At 71.0% G+C, this 20,946-nt stretch carries 18 protein-coding genes; 13 read left to right on the top strand and 5 right to left on the bottom strand.

The genetic code is table 11. From position 1 onward, the window contains the following. Positions 1-197 precede the first annotated feature (197 nt). The 3 genes from OHA05_RS23970 to nudC are packed head-to-tail and all read left to right on the top strand — an operon-like array spanning position 198 to position 6,150. Positions 198-3,755: an ATP-dependent DNA helicase gene (locus OHA05_RS23970; RefSeq protein WP_328861674.1), complete on the top strand. Its 3,558-nt coding sequence runs from the start codon at positions 198-200 to the stop codon at positions 3,753-3,755. Positions 3,756-3,765: 10 nt separating this feature from the next. Further along, positions 3,766-5,163: a dipeptidase gene (locus OHA05_RS23975; RefSeq protein WP_328861675.1), complete on the top strand. Its 1,398-nt coding sequence runs from the start codon at positions 3,766-3,768 to the stop codon at positions 5,161-5,163. Positions 5,164-5,199: 36 nt separating this feature from the next. After that, entirely contained in the window at positions 5,200-6,150 is a 951-nt protein-coding gene (nudC, locus tag OHA05_RS23980) for an NAD(+) diphosphatase (protein ID WP_313944244.1), read from the top strand. Positions 6,151-6,287: 137 nt separating this feature from the next. Here nudC and OHA05_RS23985 read toward each other — a convergent pair whose 3' ends face one another. Further along, positions 6,288-6,530, bottom strand: a complete 243-nt coding sequence (locus OHA05_RS23985; RefSeq protein WP_313944243.1) for a mycoredoxin — start codon at positions 6,528-6,530, stop codon at positions 6,288-6,290. 171 nt (positions 6,531-6,701) lie between these two features. Here OHA05_RS23985 and OHA05_RS23990 point away from each other — a divergent pair, with 171 nt between their 5' ends. The 5 genes from OHA05_RS23990 (at position 6,702) to OHA05_RS24010 (ending at position 10,581) form a co-directional block, all read left to right on the top strand. Beyond that, positions 6,702-8,876: an ATP-dependent DNA helicase UvrD2 gene (locus tag OHA05_RS23990; protein ID WP_313944242.1), complete on the top strand. Its 2,175-nt coding sequence runs from the start codon at positions 6,702-6,704 to the stop codon at positions 8,874-8,876. Positions 8,877-9,041: 165 nt separating this feature from the next. After that, a complete protein-coding gene (locus tag OHA05_RS23995; protein ID WP_313944241.1) occupies positions 9,042-9,380 on the top strand; it encodes a hypothetical protein in 339 nt (112 codons plus the stop codon). Between the two features lie 194 nt (positions 9,381-9,574). Then, complete coding sequence (locus OHA05_RS24000) at positions 9,575-9,943, top strand: WhiB family transcriptional regulator (protein WP_327680511.1); 369 nt, start codon at positions 9,575-9,577, stop codon at positions 9,941-9,943. Beyond that, the gene (locus OHA05_RS24005; protein WP_313944239.1) at positions 9,940-10,263 is read left to right on the top strand and encodes a hypothetical protein; all 324 of its coding nucleotides are present in this window, start codon (positions 9,940-9,942) and stop codon (positions 10,261-10,263) included. The genes OHA05_RS24000 and OHA05_RS24005 overlap by 4 nt, the downstream gene beginning before the upstream one ends. A 117-nt stretch (positions 10,264-10,380) precedes the next feature. After that, positions 10,381-10,581, top strand: a complete 201-nt coding sequence (locus OHA05_RS24010) for a hypothetical protein (protein WP_328861676.1) — start codon at positions 10,381-10,383, stop codon at positions 10,579-10,581. A gap of 99 nt (positions 10,582-10,680) precedes the next feature. Here OHA05_RS24010 and OHA05_RS24015 read toward each other — a convergent pair whose 3' ends face one another. Further along, positions 10,681-12,045, bottom strand: a complete 1,365-nt coding sequence (locus tag OHA05_RS24015) for an ABC1 kinase family protein (protein WP_328861677.1) — start codon at positions 12,043-12,045, stop codon at positions 10,681-10,683. Positions 12,046-12,089: 44 nt separating this feature from the next. Next, positions 12,090-13,310 (bottom strand): ThiF family adenylyltransferase, encoded by a 1,221-nt coding sequence (locus OHA05_RS24020; protein WP_328861678.1) that lies wholly within the window; start codon positions 13,308-13,310, stop codon positions 12,090-12,092. 342 nt (positions 13,311-13,652) lie between these two features. Here OHA05_RS24020 and OHA05_RS24025 point away from each other — a divergent pair, with 342 nt between their 5' ends. The 4 genes from OHA05_RS24025 to OHA05_RS24040 all read left to right on the top strand — a co-directional run bounded on the left by OHA05_RS24025 (position 13,653) and on the right by OHA05_RS24040 (position 17,495). After that, positions 13,653-14,276: a M48 metallopeptidase family protein gene (locus OHA05_RS24025; protein WP_313944236.1), complete on the top strand. Its 624-nt coding sequence runs from the start codon at positions 13,653-13,655 to the stop codon at positions 14,274-14,276. Positions 14,277-14,404: 128 nt separating this feature from the next. Next, a complete protein-coding gene (locus tag OHA05_RS24030; protein WP_328861679.1) occupies positions 14,405-16,027 on the top strand; it encodes a TerD family protein in 1,623 nt (540 codons plus the stop codon). A 14-nt stretch (positions 16,028-16,041) separates the two neighbouring features. Next, entirely contained in the window at positions 16,042-16,722 is a 681-nt protein-coding gene (locus OHA05_RS24035; protein WP_313944234.1) for an AIM24 family protein, read from the top strand. A gap of 17 nt (positions 16,723-16,739) precedes the next feature. Next, positions 16,740-17,495 carry an AIM24 family protein gene (locus OHA05_RS24040; RefSeq protein ID WP_313944233.1) on the top strand — a complete coding sequence of 252 codons (756 nt, stop codon included), beginning with the start codon at positions 16,740-16,742 and terminating at the stop codon, positions 17,493-17,495. Positions 17,496-17,594: 99 nt separating this feature from the next. Here OHA05_RS24040 and OHA05_RS24045 read toward each other — a convergent pair whose 3' ends face one another. Together OHA05_RS24045 and OHA05_RS24050 are read right to left on the bottom strand one after the other, a co-directional pair. Continuing rightward, complete coding sequence (locus OHA05_RS24045; protein ID WP_328861680.1) at positions 17,595-18,116, bottom strand: NUDIX hydrolase; 522 nt, start codon at positions 18,114-18,116, stop codon at positions 17,595-17,597. After that, entirely contained in the window at positions 18,113-19,594 is a 1,482-nt protein-coding gene (locus tag OHA05_RS24050; RefSeq protein WP_328861681.1) for a zinc-dependent metalloprotease, read from the bottom strand. Before OHA05_RS24050 ends, OHA05_RS24045 begins: the two co-directional genes overlap by 4 nt. 190 nt (positions 19,595-19,784) lie before the next feature. On the opposite strand from OHA05_RS24050, the gene OHA05_RS24055 reads away from it, so the two are divergent. Next, the gene (locus tag OHA05_RS24055) at positions 19,785-20,912 is read left to right on the top strand and encodes an SDR family oxidoreductase (protein WP_313944230.1); all 1,128 of its coding nucleotides are present in this window, start codon (positions 19,785-19,787) and stop codon (positions 20,910-20,912) included. Positions 20,913-20,946: the final 34 nt, after the last annotated feature.

The raw sequence follows: 20,946 nt of genomic DNA on the forward strand, positions 1-20,946 counted from the left end.
GCACCGGAACCGGCTCCGGTCCGGACGCCTGAGACTCGACGCCTGCGCGGCGCCCGGCAGGGGCCGAGGTCGGGAACCCGAGGCCTGATGCCTGATGCCTGACGGCTGATGCCTGACGGCTCCGGGCCCGGACGCCCGAGCCCGCGGAGAGCCGGTGGGGACCACTGCTGTCAGTGGTCCCCATTAGCCTCTCTGGAGTGAACGCCCGCATCACCGATCCCGAGCAGCTCAAGGAGCTCCTCGGCATCCCCTTCACCCCGGAGCAGACGGCCTGCATCACGGCACCGCCCGCCCCGCAGGTCATCGTGGCCGGAGCCGGGTCGGGGAAGACGACGGTGATGGCCGCCCGGGTGGTGTGGCTCGTGGGCACCGGCCAGGTCGCGCCGGAGCAGGTCCTCGGCCTCACGTTCACGAACAAGGCGGCGGGGGAGCTCGCCGAGCGGGTCCGTACCGCTCTCGTACGGGCAGGGGTGACCGACCCCGACGTCATCGACCCGGACCACCCCCCGGGCGAGCCGCGGATCTCCACCTACCATGCCTTCGCCGGGCAGCTCCTGGCCGACCACGGGCTGCGGATAGGCCTGGAGCCGACCGCCCGACTGCTCGCCGACGCCACCCGCTACCAACTCGCCGCCCGCGTACTGCGCGAGGCGCCCGGTCCCTACCCCTCGCTGACCCGGTCGTTCCCCTCGCTGGTCAGCGATCTGCTGGCGCTCGACGCGGAGCTCGCGGAGCATCTGGTGCCCCCGGAACAGCTCGGTTCGTTCGACTCCGAGCTGCTGCGCACCCTCGACGGCGTCCGGCTGAGCAACGCCGAGCTGCGCAAGGTGCCCGAGGCCGCGGCCGCGCGCCGTGAACTGCTCGACCTCACCGTCCGCTACCGGGAGGCCAAGCGCTCCCGTGAGCTGCTCGACTTCGGCGACCAGATCGCCCTCTCGGCCGAGCTCGCCCTCACCCGCCCCGAGGTCGGTGCGATCCTGCGGGACGAGTTCCGGGTCGTCCTGCTCGACGAGTACCAGGACACCTCCGTCGCCCAACGGCTGCTGCTGTCCGGACTGTTCGGCCAGGGCACCGGTCATGCCGTGACCGCGGTCGGCGACCCCTGCCAGGCCATCTACGGCTGGCGCGGAGCGTCGGTGGCCAACCTCGACGACTTCCCCTCCCACTTCGCGCACGCCGACTCCCTTCCCGCCACGCGGTTCTCGCTCAGCGAGAACCGCCGCAGCGGCGGCCGGCTGCTGCACCTGGCCAACAATCTGGCGACGCCGCTGCGCGCCATGCACGAGGGCGTCGAGGCGCTGCGGGCCGCGCCCGGTGCCGAGCGCGACGGCATGGTGCGTTGCGCACTGCTGGCGACACACGAGGAGGAGATCGCGTGGCTCGCCGACTCGATCGCCCACCTCGTGCGTACGGGCAAGGAGCCCGGTGAGATCGCCGTCCTGTGCCGGACCGCGGGCGACTTCCCCGAGATCCAGGCCGCGCTGGTCGCACGCGACGTCCCCGTCGAGGTCGTCGGCCTGTCCGGGCTGCTGCATCTGCCCGAGGTGGCCGACCTGGTCGCGGTGTGCGAAGTCCTCCAGGACCCGGGGGCGAACGCCTCGCTGGTACGGCTGCTCACGGGCCCCCGCTGGCGGATCGGCCCCCGGGACCTGGCTCTGCTGGGCCGCCGGGCACGGCTGCTCGTGCACCGTGCCCGAGCCGACGGGACGGACCCGGACGAGCGTCTGGCGGCGGCGGTCGAGGGCACGGACCCGGCCGAGGTCATCTCGCTCGCGGACGCCCTGGACACGTTCCTCGAATCGGCCGACGGCGACGACGAGCTGGCCTTCTCCGCCGAGGCACGGGTCCGCTTCGCCCGTCTCGCGACCGAACTGCGCGATCTGCGGCGCTCGTTGGCCGACCCCCTGATGGACGTCCTGCACCGCGTCCTCGGCACGACCGGCCTCGAGGTCGAACTGTCCGCGTCCCCGCACGCCCTGGCCGCCCGGCGCCGCGAGACCCTCTCCAACTTCCTCGACACAGCGGCACGTTTCGCGGCTCTGGACGGGGAGGCCTCCCTGCTGGCCTTTCTCGCCTTCCTGCGTACGGCCGTGCAGTACGAGAAGGGCCTGGACAACGCCCTGCCGGGCGGCGAGAACACCGTCAAGGTCCTGACCGCGCACAAGTCCAAGGGGCTGGAATGGGACGTCGTCGCGGTCCCCGGCCTGACCGCCAAGCACTTCCCGAACGACCAGGCGCGGGAGGCGTGGACCTCCCAGTCCAAGGTCCTGCCGCACGCCCTGCGCGGTGACGCGGACACCCTCCCGGACGTCACGAGCTGGGACGCGGGTGGGCTGAAGGCATTCAAGGACGCCATGAAGGACCACCAGCACACCGAGGAACTGCGCCTCGGATACGTCACCTTCACCCGCCCCCGCACGATGCTGCTGGGCTCCGGCCACTGGTGGGGCCCGACGCAGAAGCGCCGGCGCGGCCCGTCGGCGTTCCTGCGGGCACTCCACGACCACTGCACCGAGGGCTTCGGCGAGATCGAGGTCTGGGCCGACGAACCGCCCGAGGACGCGGAGAACCCCTGCCTCGACACGACCGGGCCCGAGCGGGCCTGGCCCCTTCCGCTGGACCCCACGTCCCTGGCCCGGCGCCGGGCCGCGGCGGAGACGGTGCTGGCCCACCTCGACGCCGGACCGGAGCCCGAGCCCGAACCGGCCCCCGAGCCCTCCGACGACGAGTGGGCGCTGTGGGACGACGAGGAAGCACCGTTCGACGACCCGGAGGACGAGCCGTACGCCCCCGAAGACTCGTACGCCCCCGACGACCCCTACGTCACGGACCACGCGTACGACCCGGACCACCGCGGTTCCGCCACGGCCCGCCCGCCCGCCGCACACGAACCACCGGCGCCGTCCAAAGCCTCCGCAGCCGCGGCGGGTGCCCGCGGACCGGAGCTCTCACGAGCCGTGCCGCACCAGGCAGGCCCGCCGCCCGAGCGGCACGAGGACGCCGCCCGTCGCCCCTCCGATGACGTCCTCACCCCCGAGGACGCCCGCGCGATCGCGTCCTGGGACCGCGACCTCGACGCACTCGCCGGGGAGCTCCGCCGCAGCCGCACCGGTGTGCGGGCGGTGCCCGTGCCCCCGTCGCTCACCGCATCCCAGCTCATGCGTCTCGCGGCCGACCCCGACGGCTTCGCCCAGGAGCTGGCCCGCCCCATGCCGCGTCCGCCCCAGCCCGCTGCCCGCAGGGGCACCCGGTTCCACGCCTGGGTGGAGTCCCGCTTCGAGGAGCTCCCGCTGCCCATGCTCGGCCCGGACGAACTCACGGGCGACGACACCGAGACACCGGAGATCGCGGACGAGCGCGACCTGGAAGCGCTCAAGGATGCCTTCGAGCGCACCCCGTACGCCCACCGCACGCCCTACCGCGTGGAGTCCCCGTTCCAGATCACCCTGGCCGGCCGCGTGATCAGGGGCCGCATCGACGCCGTCTACCGGCCCACCGGGACCGGCACCGACCACGCGTACGAGATCGTCGACTGGAAGACCAGCCGCAGCGGCACCGCCGACCCCCTCCAGCTGGCCGTCTACCGGCTGGCCTGGGCCGAGCAGCACGACCTGCCGCTGGAGGCGGTCGACGCCGCGTTCGTCTTCGTGCGCAGCGGCGAGGTCGTCCGGCCGCCGGACCTCCCGGACCGCGCGGCTCTGGAACGCATCCTGCTGGGCGAGACGGCGGAGGAACCGGCGGCCGAGGCCCGTTAGGCTCACCAGCATGAGCGACACCCCGGACAGCGTCGTCCGTACGTACATCCAGCAGCACCGCGCCGCCTTCCTCGACGACCTCGCGGAGTGGCTGCGCATCCCCTCCGTGTCGGCACAGCCCGACCGTGCCGCCGATGTACGACGCAGTGCCGACTGGCTCGCCGCCAAGCTCCTGGAGACCGGCTTCCCGGTCGCCGAGGTCTGGCCGACGGCCGGTGCACCCGCGGTGTTCGCCGAGTGGCCCGCCGGCGACCCGGACGCGCCGACCGTCCTCGTCTACGGTCACCACGACGTCCAGCCCGCCGCCCGCGAGGACGGCTGGCACTCCGATCCCTTCGAGCCGGTGACCGTCGACGGCCGGCTGTACGCACGCGGCGCGGCGGACGACAAGGGCCAGGTCTTCTTCCACACCCTGGGTGTACGCGCGCACCTCGCCGCCACCGGACGCACCGCGCCCGCCGTCAACCTCAAGCTGCTGATCGAGGGTGAGGAGGAGTCGGGCTCCCCGCACTTCCGCGAGCTCGTGGAGGCCGAGGCCGCCCGCCTCGCCGCCGATGTCGTGATCGTCTCGGACACCGGAATGTGGTCCGAGACCACCCCCACCGTCTGCACCGGCATGCGCGGCCTCGCGGACTGCGAGATCGAGCTGTACGGCCCCGACCAGGACATCCACTCCGGGTCGTTCGGCGGAGCGGTGCCCAACCCGGCGACGGTCGCTGCGCGGCTCGTGGCCGCGCTGCACGACGCCGACGAGCGGGTCACCGTGCCGGGCTTCTACGACGACATCACGCCCCTGACCGACGCCGAGCGGGAGCTCTTCGCCGAGCTGCCCTTCGACGAGGCGGCCTGGCTGAGGACGGCCAAGTCCCACGGCACGCTCGGCGAGGCCGGCTACTCCACCCTGGAACGCATCTGGGCCCGGCCGACCGCCGAGGTCAACGGCATCGGCGGCGGCTACCAGGGCCCCGGCGGCAAGACGATCATCCCCGCGTCGGCGCAGCTGAAGCTCACCTTCCGGCTGGTCGCGGGCCAGGATCCGGACAAGATCGAGGTGGCGGTCAGCCAGTGGCTCGCGTCCCAGGTCCCCGCCGGCATCCGCTACGACGTCACCTTCGGGGCATCGACCCGCCCCTGCCTCACCCCGCTGGACCACCCCGCCCTTCAGTCCGTCGCACGGGCCATGAGCCGGGCCTTCGACGGGCAGAAGATCCTCTTCACCCGTGAAGGCGGCTCGGGACCGGCGGCCGACCTCCAGGACGTCCTGGAGGCGCCCGTGCTCTTCCTGGGCATCTCCGTACCCTCCGACGGCTGGCACGCGCCCGACGAGAAGGTCGAGATCGACCTGCTGCTCAAGGGTGTGGAGACCACCGCGCACCTGTGGGGCGACCTCGCCGCCGCCCTCCGCTAACTGACACCCAATCCACTCGGGGGAGTTGGAAGAACCGTGAGCACCAACACTTTCGCCGGCGCCGGGGACCTGCCCATCGGTCTCACCGCACCGAGCGGCATCGACCGCGAGGCGCACCACCGTCTCGACGAGGCATGGCTGGCGGCGGCCTGGAGCCACCCGTCGACGCGTGTCTTCGTGGTCTCGGGCGGCCAGGTCCTGATCGACGAACGCGCGGACGGGCGTACCGAACTGGTGATGACTCCGGCCTTCGAGGCCCCCGTCACCGAGACCCACCGCTACTTCCTCGGTACCGACGAGGACGGCGTGAGCTACTTCGCGCTCCAGAAGGACGCGTTGCCGGGCCGGATCGACCAGTCGGCCCGGCCCGCCGGCCTGCGGGAGGCCGGTCTGCTGCTCTCCCCGCGGGACGCCGGTCTGATGGTCCACGCCGTCGCGCTGGAGAACTGGCAGCGGCTGCACCGGTTCTGCTCCCGCTGCGGCGAACGCACGGTCATCGCGGCCGCGGGCCACATCCGCCGCTGCCCGGCCTGCGGCGCCGAGCACTACCCGCGTACGGACCCGGCCGTGATCATGCTGGTCACGGACGAGGAGGACCGCGCTCTGCTCGGCCGCCAGGTGCACTGGCCGGAAGGCCGCTTCTCGACGCTCGCGGGGTTCGTGGAGCCGGGGGAGTCGATCGAGCAGTCGGTGCGCCGCGAGGTCTGGGAGGAGGCCGGCGTGACGGTCGGCGACGTCGAGTACATCGCCAGCCAGCCCTGGCCGTTCCCGTCGAGCCTGATGCTCGGCTTCATGGCCCGGGCGACATCGTCCGAGATCAATGTCGACGGCGAGGAGATCCACGAGGCGCGCTGGTTCTCCCGCGAGGACCTGCGGGCCGCGTTCGAGTCCGGCGAGGTGCTGCCGCCGTACGGGATCTCCATCGCGGCCCGCCTGATCGAGCTCTGGTACGGCAAGCCGCTGCCGAAGCCGGGCAGCGCCAACTGAGGTGCCGCCGGGATCCCCGATCCCGGCGGCGGTCACCGTTGCCCGCGCTCCTCACGCTTCTCACGGTCCTCAAGGTCCCGGCATGGCGAAGCCCCCGCCCGACATCGTCGAGCGGGGGCGCGCACAGGCGTGTGCGGTCAGGCGCCGATCTTCTGCTTGACCTGCGCCAGCGAGGGGTTGGTCAGCGTCGAGCCGTCCGGGAAGAGCACGGTCGGCACCGTCTGGTTGCCGCCGTTGGCCTTCTCGACGAAGGCCGCGGAATCCGGGTCCTGCTCGATGTTGATCTCGGTGTAAGCGATGCCCTCACGGTCCATCTGGCCCTTGAGCCGACGGCAGTATCCGCACCACGTGGTGCTGTACATCGTCACAGTGCCCGGCATGGTCTCTCGCGCTCCTCTGTCTCGCTGACTGCGTCCCACTCACTGCGGTGCGTGGTCGCACGGCACTAGAACGTACGTGACCGGCCCGCCATTCCCGTACTAGTACGACCACGTCCGCTCCCCTGTGGACAAGCGCCGCACCCGCCTCTGCAGACCTGGCAGCATGGCGGGGTGACAGCAGCAACGCACTCCTCCCTTTTCCCGCAGGTGCCCGAGTCGGCCGACGCGGTGCTCGCCGGGCTCGACCCCGAGCAGCGCGAAGTGGCGACCTCCCTGCACGGCCCCGTGTGCGTGCTGGCAGGCGCCGGCACGGGCAAGACGCGCGCGATCACCCACCGCATCGCGTACGGGGTGCGCGCGGGCATTCTCCAGCCCGCGAGCGTGCTGGCCGTCACCTTCACCAACCGCGCAGCGGGCGAGATGCGGGGCCGGCTGCGCCAGCTCGGCGCCGGCGGGGTCCAGGCCCGCACTTTCCACTCCGCCGCCCTGCGCCAGCTCCAGTACTTCTGGCCCAAGGCGGTCGGCGGTGACATGCCACGGCTGCTGGACCGCAAGATCCAGCTGGTCGCCGAGGCGGCCGCGCGCTGCCGCATCCGGCTGGATCGCAACGAACTGCGCGACGTGACGAGCGAGATCGAGTGGGCGAAGGTCACTCAGACCGTCCCCGCGGACTATCCGGCCGCCGTCACGAAGTCCGTCCGCGACGCCCCCCGGGACCCGGCCGAAATCAGCCAGATCTATGCGATGTACGAGCAGCTCAAGCGCGACCGCTCGGCGATGGACTTCGAGGACGTCCTGCTGCTCACGGTCGGCATCCTCCAGGACCGCCACGACATCGCCGACCAGATCCGCCGCCAGTACCAGAACTTCGTGGTCGACGAGTACCAGGACGTCAGCCCGCTCCAGCAGCGGCTCCTCGACCTCTGGCTCGGCGAGCGGGACAGCCTGTGCGTAGTGGGAGACGCCAGCCAGACGATCTACTCCTTCACCGGGGCCACCCCGGACCACCTGCTGAACTTCCGCACCCGCCACCCCGGCGCGACCATGGTCAAACTGGTCCGCGACTACCGCTCGACTCCCCAGGTCGTCCACCTCGCCAACGGTCTGCTGAGCCAGGCCCGCGGCCGCGCCGCCGAGCACCGGCTCGAACTGATCTCCCAGCGCGAAACCGGCCCCGACCCGGCCTACGTGGAGTACGCGGACGAACCGGCCGAGGCCGAAGGCACCGCCCGCCGCATCCGCGACCTGATCGCCGCGGGCGTCCCGGCCGGTGAGATCGCGGTTCTCTACCGCGTCAACTCCCAGTCCGAGGTCTACGAACAGGCACTCGCCGACGCGGGCGTCCCCTACCAGCTGCGCGGCGCGGAGCGGTTCTTCGAGCGCCAGGAGGTCCGCGAAGCGGGTATCGCCCTGCGCGGCGCGGCCCGCGCCGGCGGCAACGACTCCCTGCTCGACGACGCCGGGGACCTCCCCTCGCAGGTCAGGGCGGTGCTCTCGACCAAGAACTGGACGAGCGAACCACCCGCGGGCTCGGGCGCGGTGCGCGACCGCTGGGAGTCCCTGGCCGCCCTGGTCCGTCTTGCCGAGGACTACGTACGGGTGAAGCCGGAGGCGACACTCTCCGACCTGGTGACCGAACTGGACGAGCGGGCGGCCGCCCAGCACGCCCCCACCGTCCAGGGCGTGACCCTGGCCTCGCTGCACTCCGCCAAGGGCCTGGAGTGGGACGCGGTGTTCCTCGTCGGCCTCACCGAAGGCATGATGCCGATCACCTACGCCAAGACCGACGAACAGGTCGAGGAGGAGCGCCGGCTGCTCTACGTCGGGGTCACCCGTGCGCGGCTGCATCTGTCCCTGTCCTGGGCGCTCTCCCGGTCGCCCGGCGGCAGGGCCTCCCGTCGCCCGACCCGTTTCCTGAACGGCATGCGTCCGGGGTCGGTGGCCCCGGGTGCCCGCAGCGCGGGCGGCGGGGCCGGCGTCGAGCGCGGCGCGGGAGGCCGGCGCAAGCGGCGCGGTCCCGTGCTGTGCCGGGTGTGCGGCAAGACGCTCACCGATGCGGGCGAGATGAAGCTGATGCGCTGCGAGGACTGCCCCTCCGACATGGACGAGGCGCTGTACGAGCGGCTGCGCGAGTGGCGCTCGGACCAGGCGAAGGAGCTGGGCCAGCCGGCCTACTGCGTGTTCACCGACAAGACGCTGATGGCGATCGCCGAGGCCGTGCCGGGCGACGAGGGGGAGCTGGCCGGTATCTCCGGTGTCGGCGGACGCAAGCTGGAGCGTTTCGGCGCCGATGTCCTCGCCATCTGTGCAGGTCAAGAGCTTGGAGGAGTCGACGAGGAGGACTGATACAAACTCGTCGAAAAAATAGTTTGCGCGGGCCCCGGCAGGCCCCATAGGTTCTTAACCACGGGAACAGCGACTTCTCTGAAGCCCTGTTGTCGTGCTGTACTTATCCGAATACGCGTGATCGGCCCCGGCCGGTCCCCAAGACGCCGAGAGGAGGCGAATCCAGTGATCAGCATCGAGACCAGCTTCATCAGCACCGCCAAAATGACCGATCGCTCGGCCGCCTCCGCCTGCTCGCTCGGCTTCTCCGCGTCGTTCAACGGCACCGGTGTGTCCGGCTCCTCGGCCGCGCTTCCGGTGATCGGTCTGGGCGGAATCGCTCTGGGCGGACTCCCTGTCCGGGACCGCAATGAGCGACCGACCAAGGCACTGGCAGCAGATGTAGCAGCGGTGAAGGCCCAGGCCTATGCCTTTGCGGCGACCAGTGCCGAAACCAAGAAGCAGACGCAGCACCACACGATGTGGGCCTTCCGTGGGCTCGAACCCTGGAGTGATCCAGCCTGATTCAGATCAGGCCGGCGCCTTCAGGGCCGCGGAACCCCACCCGGGATCCGCGGCCCTTCTGTTTTCCCCGAACGGGGGAGCCGGAGCGAAGGGGCCTCGGGAACAGCAGCACCCGGTACCAGCCCCCCGGACCGAACCGGGGGACCGCCAACCGGCCAACAGGCCGGACCGACAAGACGAGGAACGACACCACCGTGCAACTCGAAGCGCACGCCCCGTCCGTACCGCCTTCCGAGACGATCCCCCCGCCCGCCCTCACGGAGGACTCCACCTTGACTCCGCTCACTGCGCTCACCGCGCTCGACGACGCCATCGAGAACCTCGGCGTACCCGTCCCGTGCCGTTCCTACGACCCGGAGGTCTTCTTCGCCGAGTCCCCCGCGGACGTCGAGTACGCCAAGTCCCTCTGCCGTACCTGCCCGCTGGTCGAGGCCTGCCTCGCCGGCGCCAAGGAGCGGCGTGAGCCGTGGGGCGTCTGGGGCGGCGAGCTGTTCATCCAGGGCGTCGTCGTGGCCCGCAAGCGGCCGCGTGGCCGCCCGCGCAAGAACCCGGTTGCGGCATGAACATCACCGGAACCATCGATCGCCCCCTGACGCACGATCCGCAGAAGCTGGCCCCCATGACCTCTTCCACGAGCGAGCCGTCCGGCTCCGCCACCCCAGACGTCACCACCATCGGCGCGACCGCCTCGCGTCAGAACAGGACCCGTGAGATGCAACTCATCCCAGAAGCCATGGCCCGTGCGCATATGCACGAGCGCCTGCTCGAAGCCGAGTCGGAACGCCAGGCCGTGCGCCTGGTCGCCGCTCGGCGGATGCAGCGCCGCGCCGAGCGCGTCTCGATGCGCGCCCGCCGTGCGCTCGCCATGGCCGTCATGCAGTGACAGCTGTCGGCACGTCACACCGTGACACCCACTGACCCGCGGGGGCCGGTCCGAACGGACCGGCCCCCGCGGTGCGTTCTTCCTGCGGCGGCTTCCGCACGGGGTTATCGTCACGTGGTGGACCAGCAGCAGACTCCGCAGCCGCAACAGCCGGGTGCCGAGAGCGTCGAGTGTTCCCACTGCGGCAAGACCGCCGAGGGAACACCGCTCACCTGGACCTGCTCCGTGGAGAACGGTGTCCGTCGCTACTTCTGCGACGACTGCGCGCGCTCCCACCTCCGCGCGATCGAGGGCAGACTCGACTCCGAGTGGTGGTGAGACCGCCGCCGGGCCGCCCGCCGCCCACGTGCCGGCGCCGCCCACGTGCCTGCCGCCGCCGGGCCACCACCGTTCTGCCTCTCGCCGCCTACCGGTCGCTCAGGCCGGCGCCTCGATCGCGGCGCTGTCCTCGTCGTCCTCGGGAAGGAACCCAGGCAGCCAGGACTCCAGTTCGTCCCGCAGCCGCACGGTGGCGTTCAGCTGGCACAGCACACCGATGGTGCTCAGCGTCACCCGGTGTATCAGCAAGTAGGACGGCGGCAGATTGAGTTGCTTGCCCAGCTGGTGTGCGGGGGAGCGGATGTCGGCGATCCGCGCGGCCTGAGTTCGCATCCAGCTCCGGGTGAAGGTGAACTCCTCCGCCTCCGCGGGCTCGATGATCGGCACCAGATACTCGTGGACCGCGTCCGGGTCGAGCTCGATCTCGTCCTTGACGAAGCCCTCCGAGCGCAGCAGGTCGTACACCGCGTCGGCCTCGCCCTCCAGCGTCATCCGCAGGCAGTCGCCGATGGTCTGGGGCAGCCCGCCGGGCAGCCGGTCCACCGTGCCGAAGTCCAGCACGCCGAGCCGCCAGGTATCGCCCTCCTCGTCGGGGAGCAGCCGGAAGTTCCCCGGGTGCGGATCCGCGTGCAGCAGACCGGTGCGTGCCGGACCCGAGAACAGGAAACGCGCCAGCAGCTGTCCGGCCCGGTCCCGCTGCTCCTCCGTGCCGTTCGTGATCACTTCGGCCAGCGGGATGCCGTCGATCCACTCCGTCACCAGCACCTGGTCGGACTGGTGCACCACATCGGGCACGAGCACATCGGGATCGTCCGCGAACTCCGCCGCGTGCTCGCTCTGCGCCTGCGCCTCCAGCTCGTAGTCGAGTTCCTCGGAGACCCGGTCGCGCAGCTCGGTGATCAGGGGCTTGATGTCCATCCCCGGGATGAGCGGTCCGAGCAGCCGGGCGAACCGGCTGAGCTGTGTGAGATCGGAGAGCAGCGCTTCACCCGCTCCCGGGTACTGCACCTTCACCGCGACCTCACGGCCGTCGTGCCACACCGCGCGGTGCACCTGCCCGATCGACGCCGCGGCGGCGGGCTTGTCCTCGAAACTCAGGAAGAAGTCCCGCCAGTCCTCCCCGAGCCGCTCGGCGAGAACCGCGTGGACGGTGCGCGTCGGCATGGGCGGCGCGGCGTCCTGGAGCTTGGTGAGCGCCGCGCGGTAGGGGCCGGCGATGTCCTCGGGCAGCGCGGACTCGAAGACGGACATGGCCTGCCCGAACTTCATCGCCCCGCCCTTGAGCTCACCGAGCACCTTGAACAGCTGCTCAGCGGTGCGCTGTTGCAGTTCCTTGGCGACGATCTCCGCCGACTTGCCGCCGATCCGCTTTCCCAGACCCCATGTGGCACGGCCGGCGAACCCCAGTGGCAGTGCGGCCAACTTGGCCGTCCGGGTGACCGCCTTACGCGGAAGATCAGACATGCGCCCCTCCAATTCCCCGACAGCAGCCGAGCCGCGTACGGCGGTTACCCGGCCATTGTCTCGTGCGACGGCCCGAAGTCCGAGGTGTGCTCCCTCTCACTCTTCCCATGTGCACCGCAGACGCAGTCGATGTGCGGCGAGATCCTCTCCGATCGCCAGTCCAGCAGCGGCAGCGAGGTCTCCCAACGCGCTCCTGTACTGGTGGGCAGTTCTCCGTCGAGGAAGGACAGCGCATGCGCCGCCGTTGTCCCCGCCACCAGTGTGGCGAGTGCGACGTCACATGCCGGCACCGCCCCACTGCGACGGCCCGCCGAACGCCACTGTGCCAGGAGCCGTCGCCATCCGGGGTCATGGTCCGCCCGGTCCAGTTCGAGACATCCGGCACATGCCGTGCCGCCGGGCAGCACCAACGGCCCCACCACACCGGTCGCCTCGATCACACCGGCGTACAGATGCGGAGTTCCCGTGGCGATCCAGTCGGCGGCCCCGTCGGGGTCGGGTGCGTAGGCGGCGAGACCGTCGCGTGGGCACACGACGACCAGCGACAGGCCGGGCTCGGCGCCCCTGCCTCCTGCCGCGGAGTCTCCCCCTGCCGCCGGCGCGGACTGCGGCGTCGGTGCCGAGGCCGCCGACGACGCCGCGCGTGCCCGGCCCCTCTGCCGTGGTGACGGGGAAGCGGCGGACCGCCGGACCAGCTGACGGGCCGTCGTGTCCCTTCTGCCGCCGACCGCGCCCGCCGACAGACCGCCCGGAGCGATGTCCCACGGTTCGGTGCATCCGCCGTCCAGCACCTCGATGCGTCCGACCCCGGCCGAGGAGAGCAGCGCGGCGACGGTCGCGCCGACGCGGCCCGCGCCCCGGACCTGGACGCGCATGGCCCGGCGAGCGGTCAGTCGCCGTATCCCACCGCCTGGTTCCGGATGGACCACGGAGAGCGTCGCCAGATCGGGACGCAGGCGGTCGAGGGCGCCCGCCCGCTGCCGTAAGGCATCGGCCTCCGGCCCGCCCGTCGTCGCGTCGTCGAGCAGTCCCGCTGTGCTCAGCCGTCTGACCAGGGCATCCACCTGCCCGTCCGGCATGCCCATCACCCGGGCCTCCTCACGCAGCAGCGGAAGCCCGCGGGTGCCGTCGAGCAGCTCCAGCAGAGCACCTGTCGCCGTGTCCACGGGCCCGACCACGACCGCGTGCGCCGGTGTCACCCCGAACTGCACGGTCTGCCGCTCCCGCCATGCCCGCCTCAGCGCCGGCTTCACCATCGGATGCATTTCCACTTCCCCCTCGATAACCGCGAACCGAAGAACCTTGCGGAGCGAGAACCCGAGACCGCCGGAACTCGCAGAACCGCTGGAACCGAGACCGCCGGAACCCGCAGAACCGCCAGAACCCGCAGAACCACCAGAACCCGCAGAACCGTGAGTAACCGAAGAATGATCAAGAACGGCTCTCCGCTGATCCGTTGTCAGAATGCCCGGCCGCGTCGAAGGGTGTGAAAAGTTATCCACAGGCTTGGGGTATTAGTCGTTCAAATGGTGCAGCCAAGGAGTGGATCAAGATCGAACCGTTCCGGAGGCGGGACTTCCCCCACCGGCAACGGGTAACGTCGGGGCGTGTCCGTCGACCCTTCCCCTCGCGTCGCTGGGGAGACACCACCGCGCAGTGCGGGAAGTCAACAGCGCAGCGTGCCAGGCCGCCCGTCCCGCGGATCGGGGACCAGCGCGGTCGAGGTCCGCAGGAGCGCGCGCCGCAGCAGAACGGTCTCCGCCTATCGGGAGGGCGACCGGACCATCGTCCTGATCCCCGCCCGGATGTCGGAGGCGGAGGAGCAGCGCTGGGTGGGCGTCATGCTCGACAAACTCGCCGCCCAGGAGAGCAAGCGGATCCTCGGTGACAGCGAACTCACCGAGCGTGCCGAGCGGTTGTCCGCCCAGTACTTCGACGGACGCGCAAGACCGACATCCGTGAGATGGGTGACGAATCAGAACACCCGCTGGGGCTCCTGCACCCCGGCCGAGGGCAGCATCCGCCTCTCGCACCGGCTGCAGGGCATGCCCGAGTACGTCGTCGACTATGTGCTCGTCCACGAGCTGGCGCATCTCCTGGTGCCCGGTCACGGCCCGCGATTCTGGCGGCTGCTGGAGGCGTATCCCCGAACCGAGCGCGCCCGGGGCTATCTCGAGGGCGTCGTGGCCGCCGACCGGCTGCCGCACCTGCCCGTCACCGGCGGGGAATGACCCCCGACCGGCCATGATCCCGTGTACCGAATGTGTCCCGGCCTGCGTCCGGACTTGGCTCAATGTCGGTTTGAGCCGTTAGCCTGACGCGACGTATTCACCTTCGGGATGGGGGACGGTCGTTACGCATGGCCAGGGAATTCCAACGCGGCCACAAGGCCAAGATCAGTGATCTCACGCCGGGAACGGATCTGTACGTAGGTGTGCAGATCGCGGCTCCTGGGCTGACCTTCGACATCAGCTGCTTCGGCCTCGACGCCAACGAGCAGCTCTCCGACGACCGGTACTTCATCTTCTTCAACCAGCCGAAGTCGCCCGAGGAGTCCGTTCAGCTGCTGGGCGCGCAGGCCGGTGACACCGAGTCCTTCCGCGTCACGCTCGACCGTATTCCGGCGAACATCCACAAGCTGTCCTTCACCGCGACGATCGACGGTGCCGGACAGATGTCGCAGGTCGGCCCGGGATACATCCGGATCGTCGCCGGCGGCGAAGAGGTCGTCCGGTATCCGTTCAACGGCTCGGAGTTCACCACCGAGCGCGCGGTGATGCTGGGCGACTTCTATCTGAAGGACGTCTGGCGTTTCGCCGCCATCGGTCAGGGCTTCGACGGCGGACTCGACGCCCTGCTGAAGAACTTCGGCGGCGAGGTCGCCGAGGAGCAGCCGTCGGCCCAGCAGCCCCAGGCCGCGCCGTCGTTCGGGCCGCCCGCCCAGGCGACGGCACCTCCGGCTTTCGGCGCACCCGCCGCCCCGCAGGCTCCGCAGCCCGCGCCGTCGTTCGGTGCACCGGCGGCGCAGGCCCCGGCTCCGGCGAACCCGCAGATGCATGCCGCGCCCACGGTCGCAGCACCGATGCCCCCACAGGGCACGATGCCGCCGTCCGCGCCGTCGCCGTACGGGCAGCCGCCTCAGCAGCCGCAGTTCGGACAGGTGCCGGGACAGCAGCCCGGGCAGCTGCCGGGTCAGTTCCCGGGTCAGGCCCAGCCGCCCGGCGCGCCCGCGCCGTACGGCCAGCAGGCTCCCTACGGACAGCCCCAGGGGATGCCTCCGGGCGCGCCGCAGGGTGTCCCCCAGGGAGCCCCGCAGGGCGGTGCCGGCCTCCAGGCCGCGCTCCAGCCCTACCGTGAGACGGCCACCGGTCAGCGCTGGACCCCGCAGAATCAGCAGTTGATGCGGGTCGACCTCACCATGGGCGGCACGCCCGTCCTGGCCCGCCAGGGCAGCATGGTGATGTACCAGGGCAAGGTGGACTTCGGCCACAAGGGTGCGGGCTTCGCGGGTCGTGTGATCGGCAATGCGACGGGCCAGGAGATGCAGCTGATGCGCTGTTCCGGCCGCGGCCAGGTCTTCCTCGCGGAGGAGGGCGCGCATCTGCACCCGATCGAGCTCCAGGGCGACGGCATCTGCGTCTCCGCGGAGAACGTCCTCGCCTTCGACGAGTCCCTCCAGTACGAGGTCCGTCGTATCGAGGGCCACGGCATCCCCGGCGGCGCGCTGTTCACCATGCAGTTCCAGGGCACCGGCACCGTCGTCGTGAAGACGCACGGCATCCCGGTCGTCCTGCCGGTCACGCCGACCACCTTCGCCGACTGCAATGCCGTCGTCGCTTGGTCGTCCGCGTCCCAGGTGATCCTCTCCAGCCAGGTCCGGCTGCGCCGCAACGCGTACCCGGGCCACAGCGGGGAGACGATCAACCTCCAGTTCCGGGGCGCCCCCGGCAACTTCATCGTCGTCCAGCCGTACGAGGTCTGAGGGAGCCCGAAGACATGAACCAGCAACTTGCGGGCTTCGCCCCGACTCCGATCACGGCCCGTATGGAGAACCACGGCCGGTCGATGCTCAAGGTCGCCATGGCCTCCGGCCAGGACCTGTACGCACGCACCGGCTCGATGGTCGCCTACGAGGGCTTCGTCCAGTACGAGCCCAACCCGCCCGGCGTCCGCCAGGTCGCCTCCCAGTGGGTGACCGGCGAGGGCGCGCCCATCATGAAGTGCTCCGGCGACGGGCTGCTGTATCTCGCCGACTACGGCGCCGATGTGGTCGTCATCAATCTCAACAACGACTCCCTCTCGGTCAACGGCACCAATCTGCTCGCCTTCGACGCGCACCTCCAGTGGGGCGTCGAGCGGGTCAAGGGCCTGGCCAAGTTCGCCGGCCAGGGCCTGTGGAACGTGGAGATCGCGGGCACCGGCTGGGTCGCGCTGACCTCCCGCGGCACGCCGATCGTCGTCGACTGCGGCCGTGGCGAGGACGAGACGTACGTCGATCCGGACGCCCTGGTCGCGTGGTCCCCGAACCTCAAGGTGAAGGGCAAGCGCAGCTTCAAGGCCTCCTCCCTCGTCGGACGGGGCAGCGGCGAGGCGTACCAGATGGCCTTCTCGGGCCAGGGCATCGTCGTCGTACAGCCGAGCGAGGACAGCACGGACCGCCTGCGGGTCCGGGGCTGAGGGGGAGCGAACACATCATGCAGAGCCCACTTTTCAACCACGCCGAACAGCAGTCCCAGGAGCGCTACGTCGTCCAGAACCCGCAGCTGCTGCGGGTCGCGCTCACCGGGCAGGACGACGTTCTCGCCCGCAAGGGCGCGATGGTCGCCTACCAGGGGCTGATGGATTTCGACGGTGAGTACCAGAGCGGTCAGCAGCGCCGCGCCCGCGCCAACACCGGCGAGGGCCTGGATCTGATGCGCTGTTCCGGACAGGGCACCGTCTACCTCGCGAACCTCGCGCAGTACATCCACGTCGTCGACGTCGACCAGGAGGGCATGACGGTCGACAGCGCCTATGTCCTGGCGCTCGACTCGACGCTGCACACCGAGGTCATCGCGGTCGACAGCCAGTACGGGATCTCCGGTTCGGGCAAGTACCAGCTCAACATCTCCGGCCGGGGCAAGGTCGCACTCATGACCTCGGGTCAGCCGCTGATGATGCAGGTCACGCCGGACAAGTACGTCAATGTCGACGCCGACGCGATCGTCGCCTGGTCGTCGGGTCTGCGCGTCCAGATGCAGTCCCAGACGCATTCCTCGGGCGTACGGCGCCGGCGCGGCAACACCGGCGAGGGCTGGGAACTCAACTTCCTCGGTCAGGGCTTCGCCCTGGTGCAGCCGAGCGAGGTCATGCCGCCGCAGAACGCGGAGATCGGCCAGGGCGTGCGCGCCCAGTTCGGTGCGGGCCAGCACGGCTCCCACGCCCAGAACCAGAACAACGCCTGGAACTGAGCAGCGCCGCGGCGCAGATGCATCGTGCCGCGTGCACGTAAGGGGCGGCCTCCCTGGAGGCCGCCCCTTACCCGTACCTGCCTACGGCATCTTGCGGGCTTACAGCGCGGCCCGCGTCCGCTCCACCAGGCGGACGACCGACTCGTCGGCCACTTCCTGTACCTCGGCGTAGGCGAACCAGCGCAGATCCAGCGACTCGTCGCTGATCGCCTCCACGGCTCCGGCGGGAGCCAGTGCCGCGTACTGGACGTCCAGATGCCAGTTGCAGGGCGAAGGAATCGCATGGCGGTCCAGGCGGACCGGGCCGCCGGGAAGCAGCGTCAGACCGTCGATCCCGGACTCCTCGGTGGCCTCCCGCAGCGCTGCCGAGGCGAGCGTCGTGTCACCGGGCTCGCAGTGGCCGCCCATCTGGAGCCACATACCGAGCTTCTTGTGCAGCGTCAGCAGCACTCGCTCGCTCTCCGGGTCGACGACCAGCGCGCTCGCCGTCACATGACCCGCCTGGCAGGCCTTCCACATTCCGTCCGGGTGCGTGTCCAGATGGTCCAGGTAGAGCCCGCGCAGCTCCTCTTGGTCCTCGTAGCTCTTCAGTACGAGGACGGCGTCGTCGTACAGGCTCACCGGTCGGAGTCGTCCTTGCCGTTCGTGCCGCTGTCCGGACCCTGGTCCTCCGGGCCCTTGCCGTCCGCGCCCTTGGTGTCGGGGGCGTCCGTCGGACCGGTGCCGCTCGTGCCGGCGTCGCCCTTGGTCGCCGCCTCACCGAGCATCTTGTCCAGCTCCGAGAAGTCGAGCTGCTCGCGGTGGACGAAGCCGTCCGGGTCGTCCAGATCGGATGCCGTCGGCAGCATGTCCGGGTGCTCCCACAGGGCGTCCCGGCCGTCCACGCCCCGTGCGTCCGTGAGCGAGGCCCACAGCCGGGAGGCGTCCCGCAGCCGCCGGGGCCGCAGCTGGAGACCGATCAGCGTCGCGAAGGTCTGCTCCGCGGGGCCGCCGGACGCACGCCGCCTGCGCAGCGTCTCGCGCAGAGCGCTCGCCGAGGTCAGCCGGGACGAGGCCGCCTCGTGGACCACCGCGTCCACCCAGCCCTCGACCAGCGCGAGTGCCGTCTCCAGACGGGCCAGTGCCGCCTTCTGCTGCGGGGTGTCCTCCGGCTGGAACATGCCCTGCTGGAGAGCCTCCTGCAGCTGCTCCGGGTTGCTCGGGTCGAACTGGCCGACCACGTCCTCCAGCTTGCTGGTGTCGACCTTGATCCCGCGGGCGTACCCCTCGACGGCGCCGAACAGATGCGAGCGAAGCCACGGCACATGAGCGAAGAGCCGCTGGTGGGCGGCCTCGCGCAGGGCAAGATACAGCCGCACCTCGTCCTTCGACACTCCGAGGTCCTTGCCGAGCGCCGCGACGTTCAACGGGAGCAGCGCGGCCTTGCCGGCGGGGCCGAGCGGCAGGCCGATGTCCGTGGACCCGACCACCTCACCGGCCAGGACACCGACGGCCTGCCCGATCTGCTGGCCGAACATCGCTCCACCCATGGAGCGCATCATCCCCAGCAGCGGGCCCGCCATGGCCTGCATCTCCTCGGGCAGCACATCGCCCATGGCCAGGCCGACGCGCTCGGCGACCGGGTCGACGAGCTGCTTCCACGCCGGAAGCGTCGCCTCCACCCACTCGGCACGGCTCCAGGCGACGGCCGTGCTCGCGCCGGAGGGCAGCGAGGTCGCGCCGTCCAGCCAGAGGTCGGCCAGACGCACGGCCTCCTCGACCGCGGTCCGCTCGGCGGGACCCACACTCTCGTCCTTGGTGCCGTCCGGCGTGCCCTGGGAGACCGTCTGGCGCGCGATCTGCTGCGCCATGTCCCAGTTCACCGGTCCGCCCTCGTAGCTCAGCATCTGCCCGAGCTGCTGGAAGGCCGCACCCAGATCGTTCGGATTCAGGGAGCCGAACATGGCCGCGAACGGATTGTCGCCGCCGTCGCCGCCGAATCCGAAGGGATTGGAGGCCTGCCCGCCCTGGCCACCGCCGGCGGGATCCTTCTTCTTGCCTTCGTCGCCGTTCTCCGGCTCCTCCGGCGGAAGGCCGAATCCGAATGGGGTGTCACTCACGGGTTTCCTCGGCTCGTAGGGCCGCCGGCTCCGGGCCGACGGCGAATGCCCGACAACACCACCAGCGTAGACATCCGCGCCGCATATGGGCTCGGTGCTCCGCCGACTCGTGGGCTGCGGCAGGATGGACGCCACCTGGTACGTACGTGTCATTCGCTTACGTACTGAAGACAACCGCTGGAGACGCCTGGTGAGTTCCCCAGATCCGCAGGTTCGCGGAGCGCGAAACCGCTCAACCCCGACCCCGGGCGAGGGGCCCTCAGGCCGGGGCCCCGTCGTCGCGGTGACCGGCGCCGCCACCGGCATCGGCGAACTGCTCGCCCGGCGGCTGGCCGACTCCGCCGAGGTCAAGCAGGTCGTCGCGATCGACGAGCGCAGGGGCGAGGTCGCCGAGGCGCAGTGGCACATCCTCGACGTGCGCGACCCCGCCATCGCGGAGAAGCTGCGCGGCGCCGACGTGGTGGTGCACCTGGCCCTCGATCTCGATCTGGATTCCGACGCGGCGGCCCGCACCGCCTACAACGTGCGGGGCACCCAGACCGTGCTCACCGCGGCAGCCGCCGCCGGTGTGCACCGGGTCGTGCTCTGTACGTCCGCCATGGTCTACGGGGCACTGCCCGACAACGACATCCCGCTGTCGGAGGACGCCGAGCTGCGCGCCACCGCCGAGGCCACCGGCGTCGGAGACCTCATGGAGATCGAGCGGCTCGCCCGCCGGGCTCCACGCGCGCACCCCGGGCTCAATGTCACGGTGGTCAGACCCGCGGTCCTGGTGGGCGGTACTGACACCGCCCTCACCCGCTACTTCGAGTCGCCGCGTCTCCTCGTGGTCGCCGGATCGCGTCCCACCTGGCAGTTCTGCCACGTCGACGACCTGGTGAGCGCACTGGAGTACGCCGCCCTGGAGAAGGTGGACGGCGAGCTCGCGGTCGGCTGCGACGGCTGGCTGGAGCAGGAGGAGGTCGAGGAGCTCAGCGGCATCCGCCGCATGGAGCTGCCCTCGGCCGTCGCCCTGGGCGCCGCCGCCCGGCTGCACCGGATCGGTCTCACCCCGTCCCCGGCGGGCGATCTGGCGTACACGATGCACCCCTGGGTCGTCAGCGTGAGCCGGCTGCACGACGCGGGCTGGCGTCCGCGGTGGACCAACGAGGAGGTCCTGGCGGCGCTGCTCGAAGAGGTGGAGGGCCGGCACACGGTCGTGGGCCGCAGGCTCGGCCGCAAGGACGCGACCGCGGCGGGTGCCGCCGGTGCGACGGTCGCCCTGCTCGGCACGGCCGCGCTGGTCCGCCGGGCCCGCAAGGCGCGCCGCCGGCTGTAGGAGGCTCCAAGGCGGGGCTCGCCCGGCCGGTCGA

This window comes from Streptomyces sp. NBC_00306 (assembly GCF_036169555.1).
Classification (GTDB): domain Bacteria; phylum Actinomycetota; class Actinomycetes; order Streptomycetales; family Streptomycetaceae; genus Streptomyces; species Streptomyces achmelvichensis.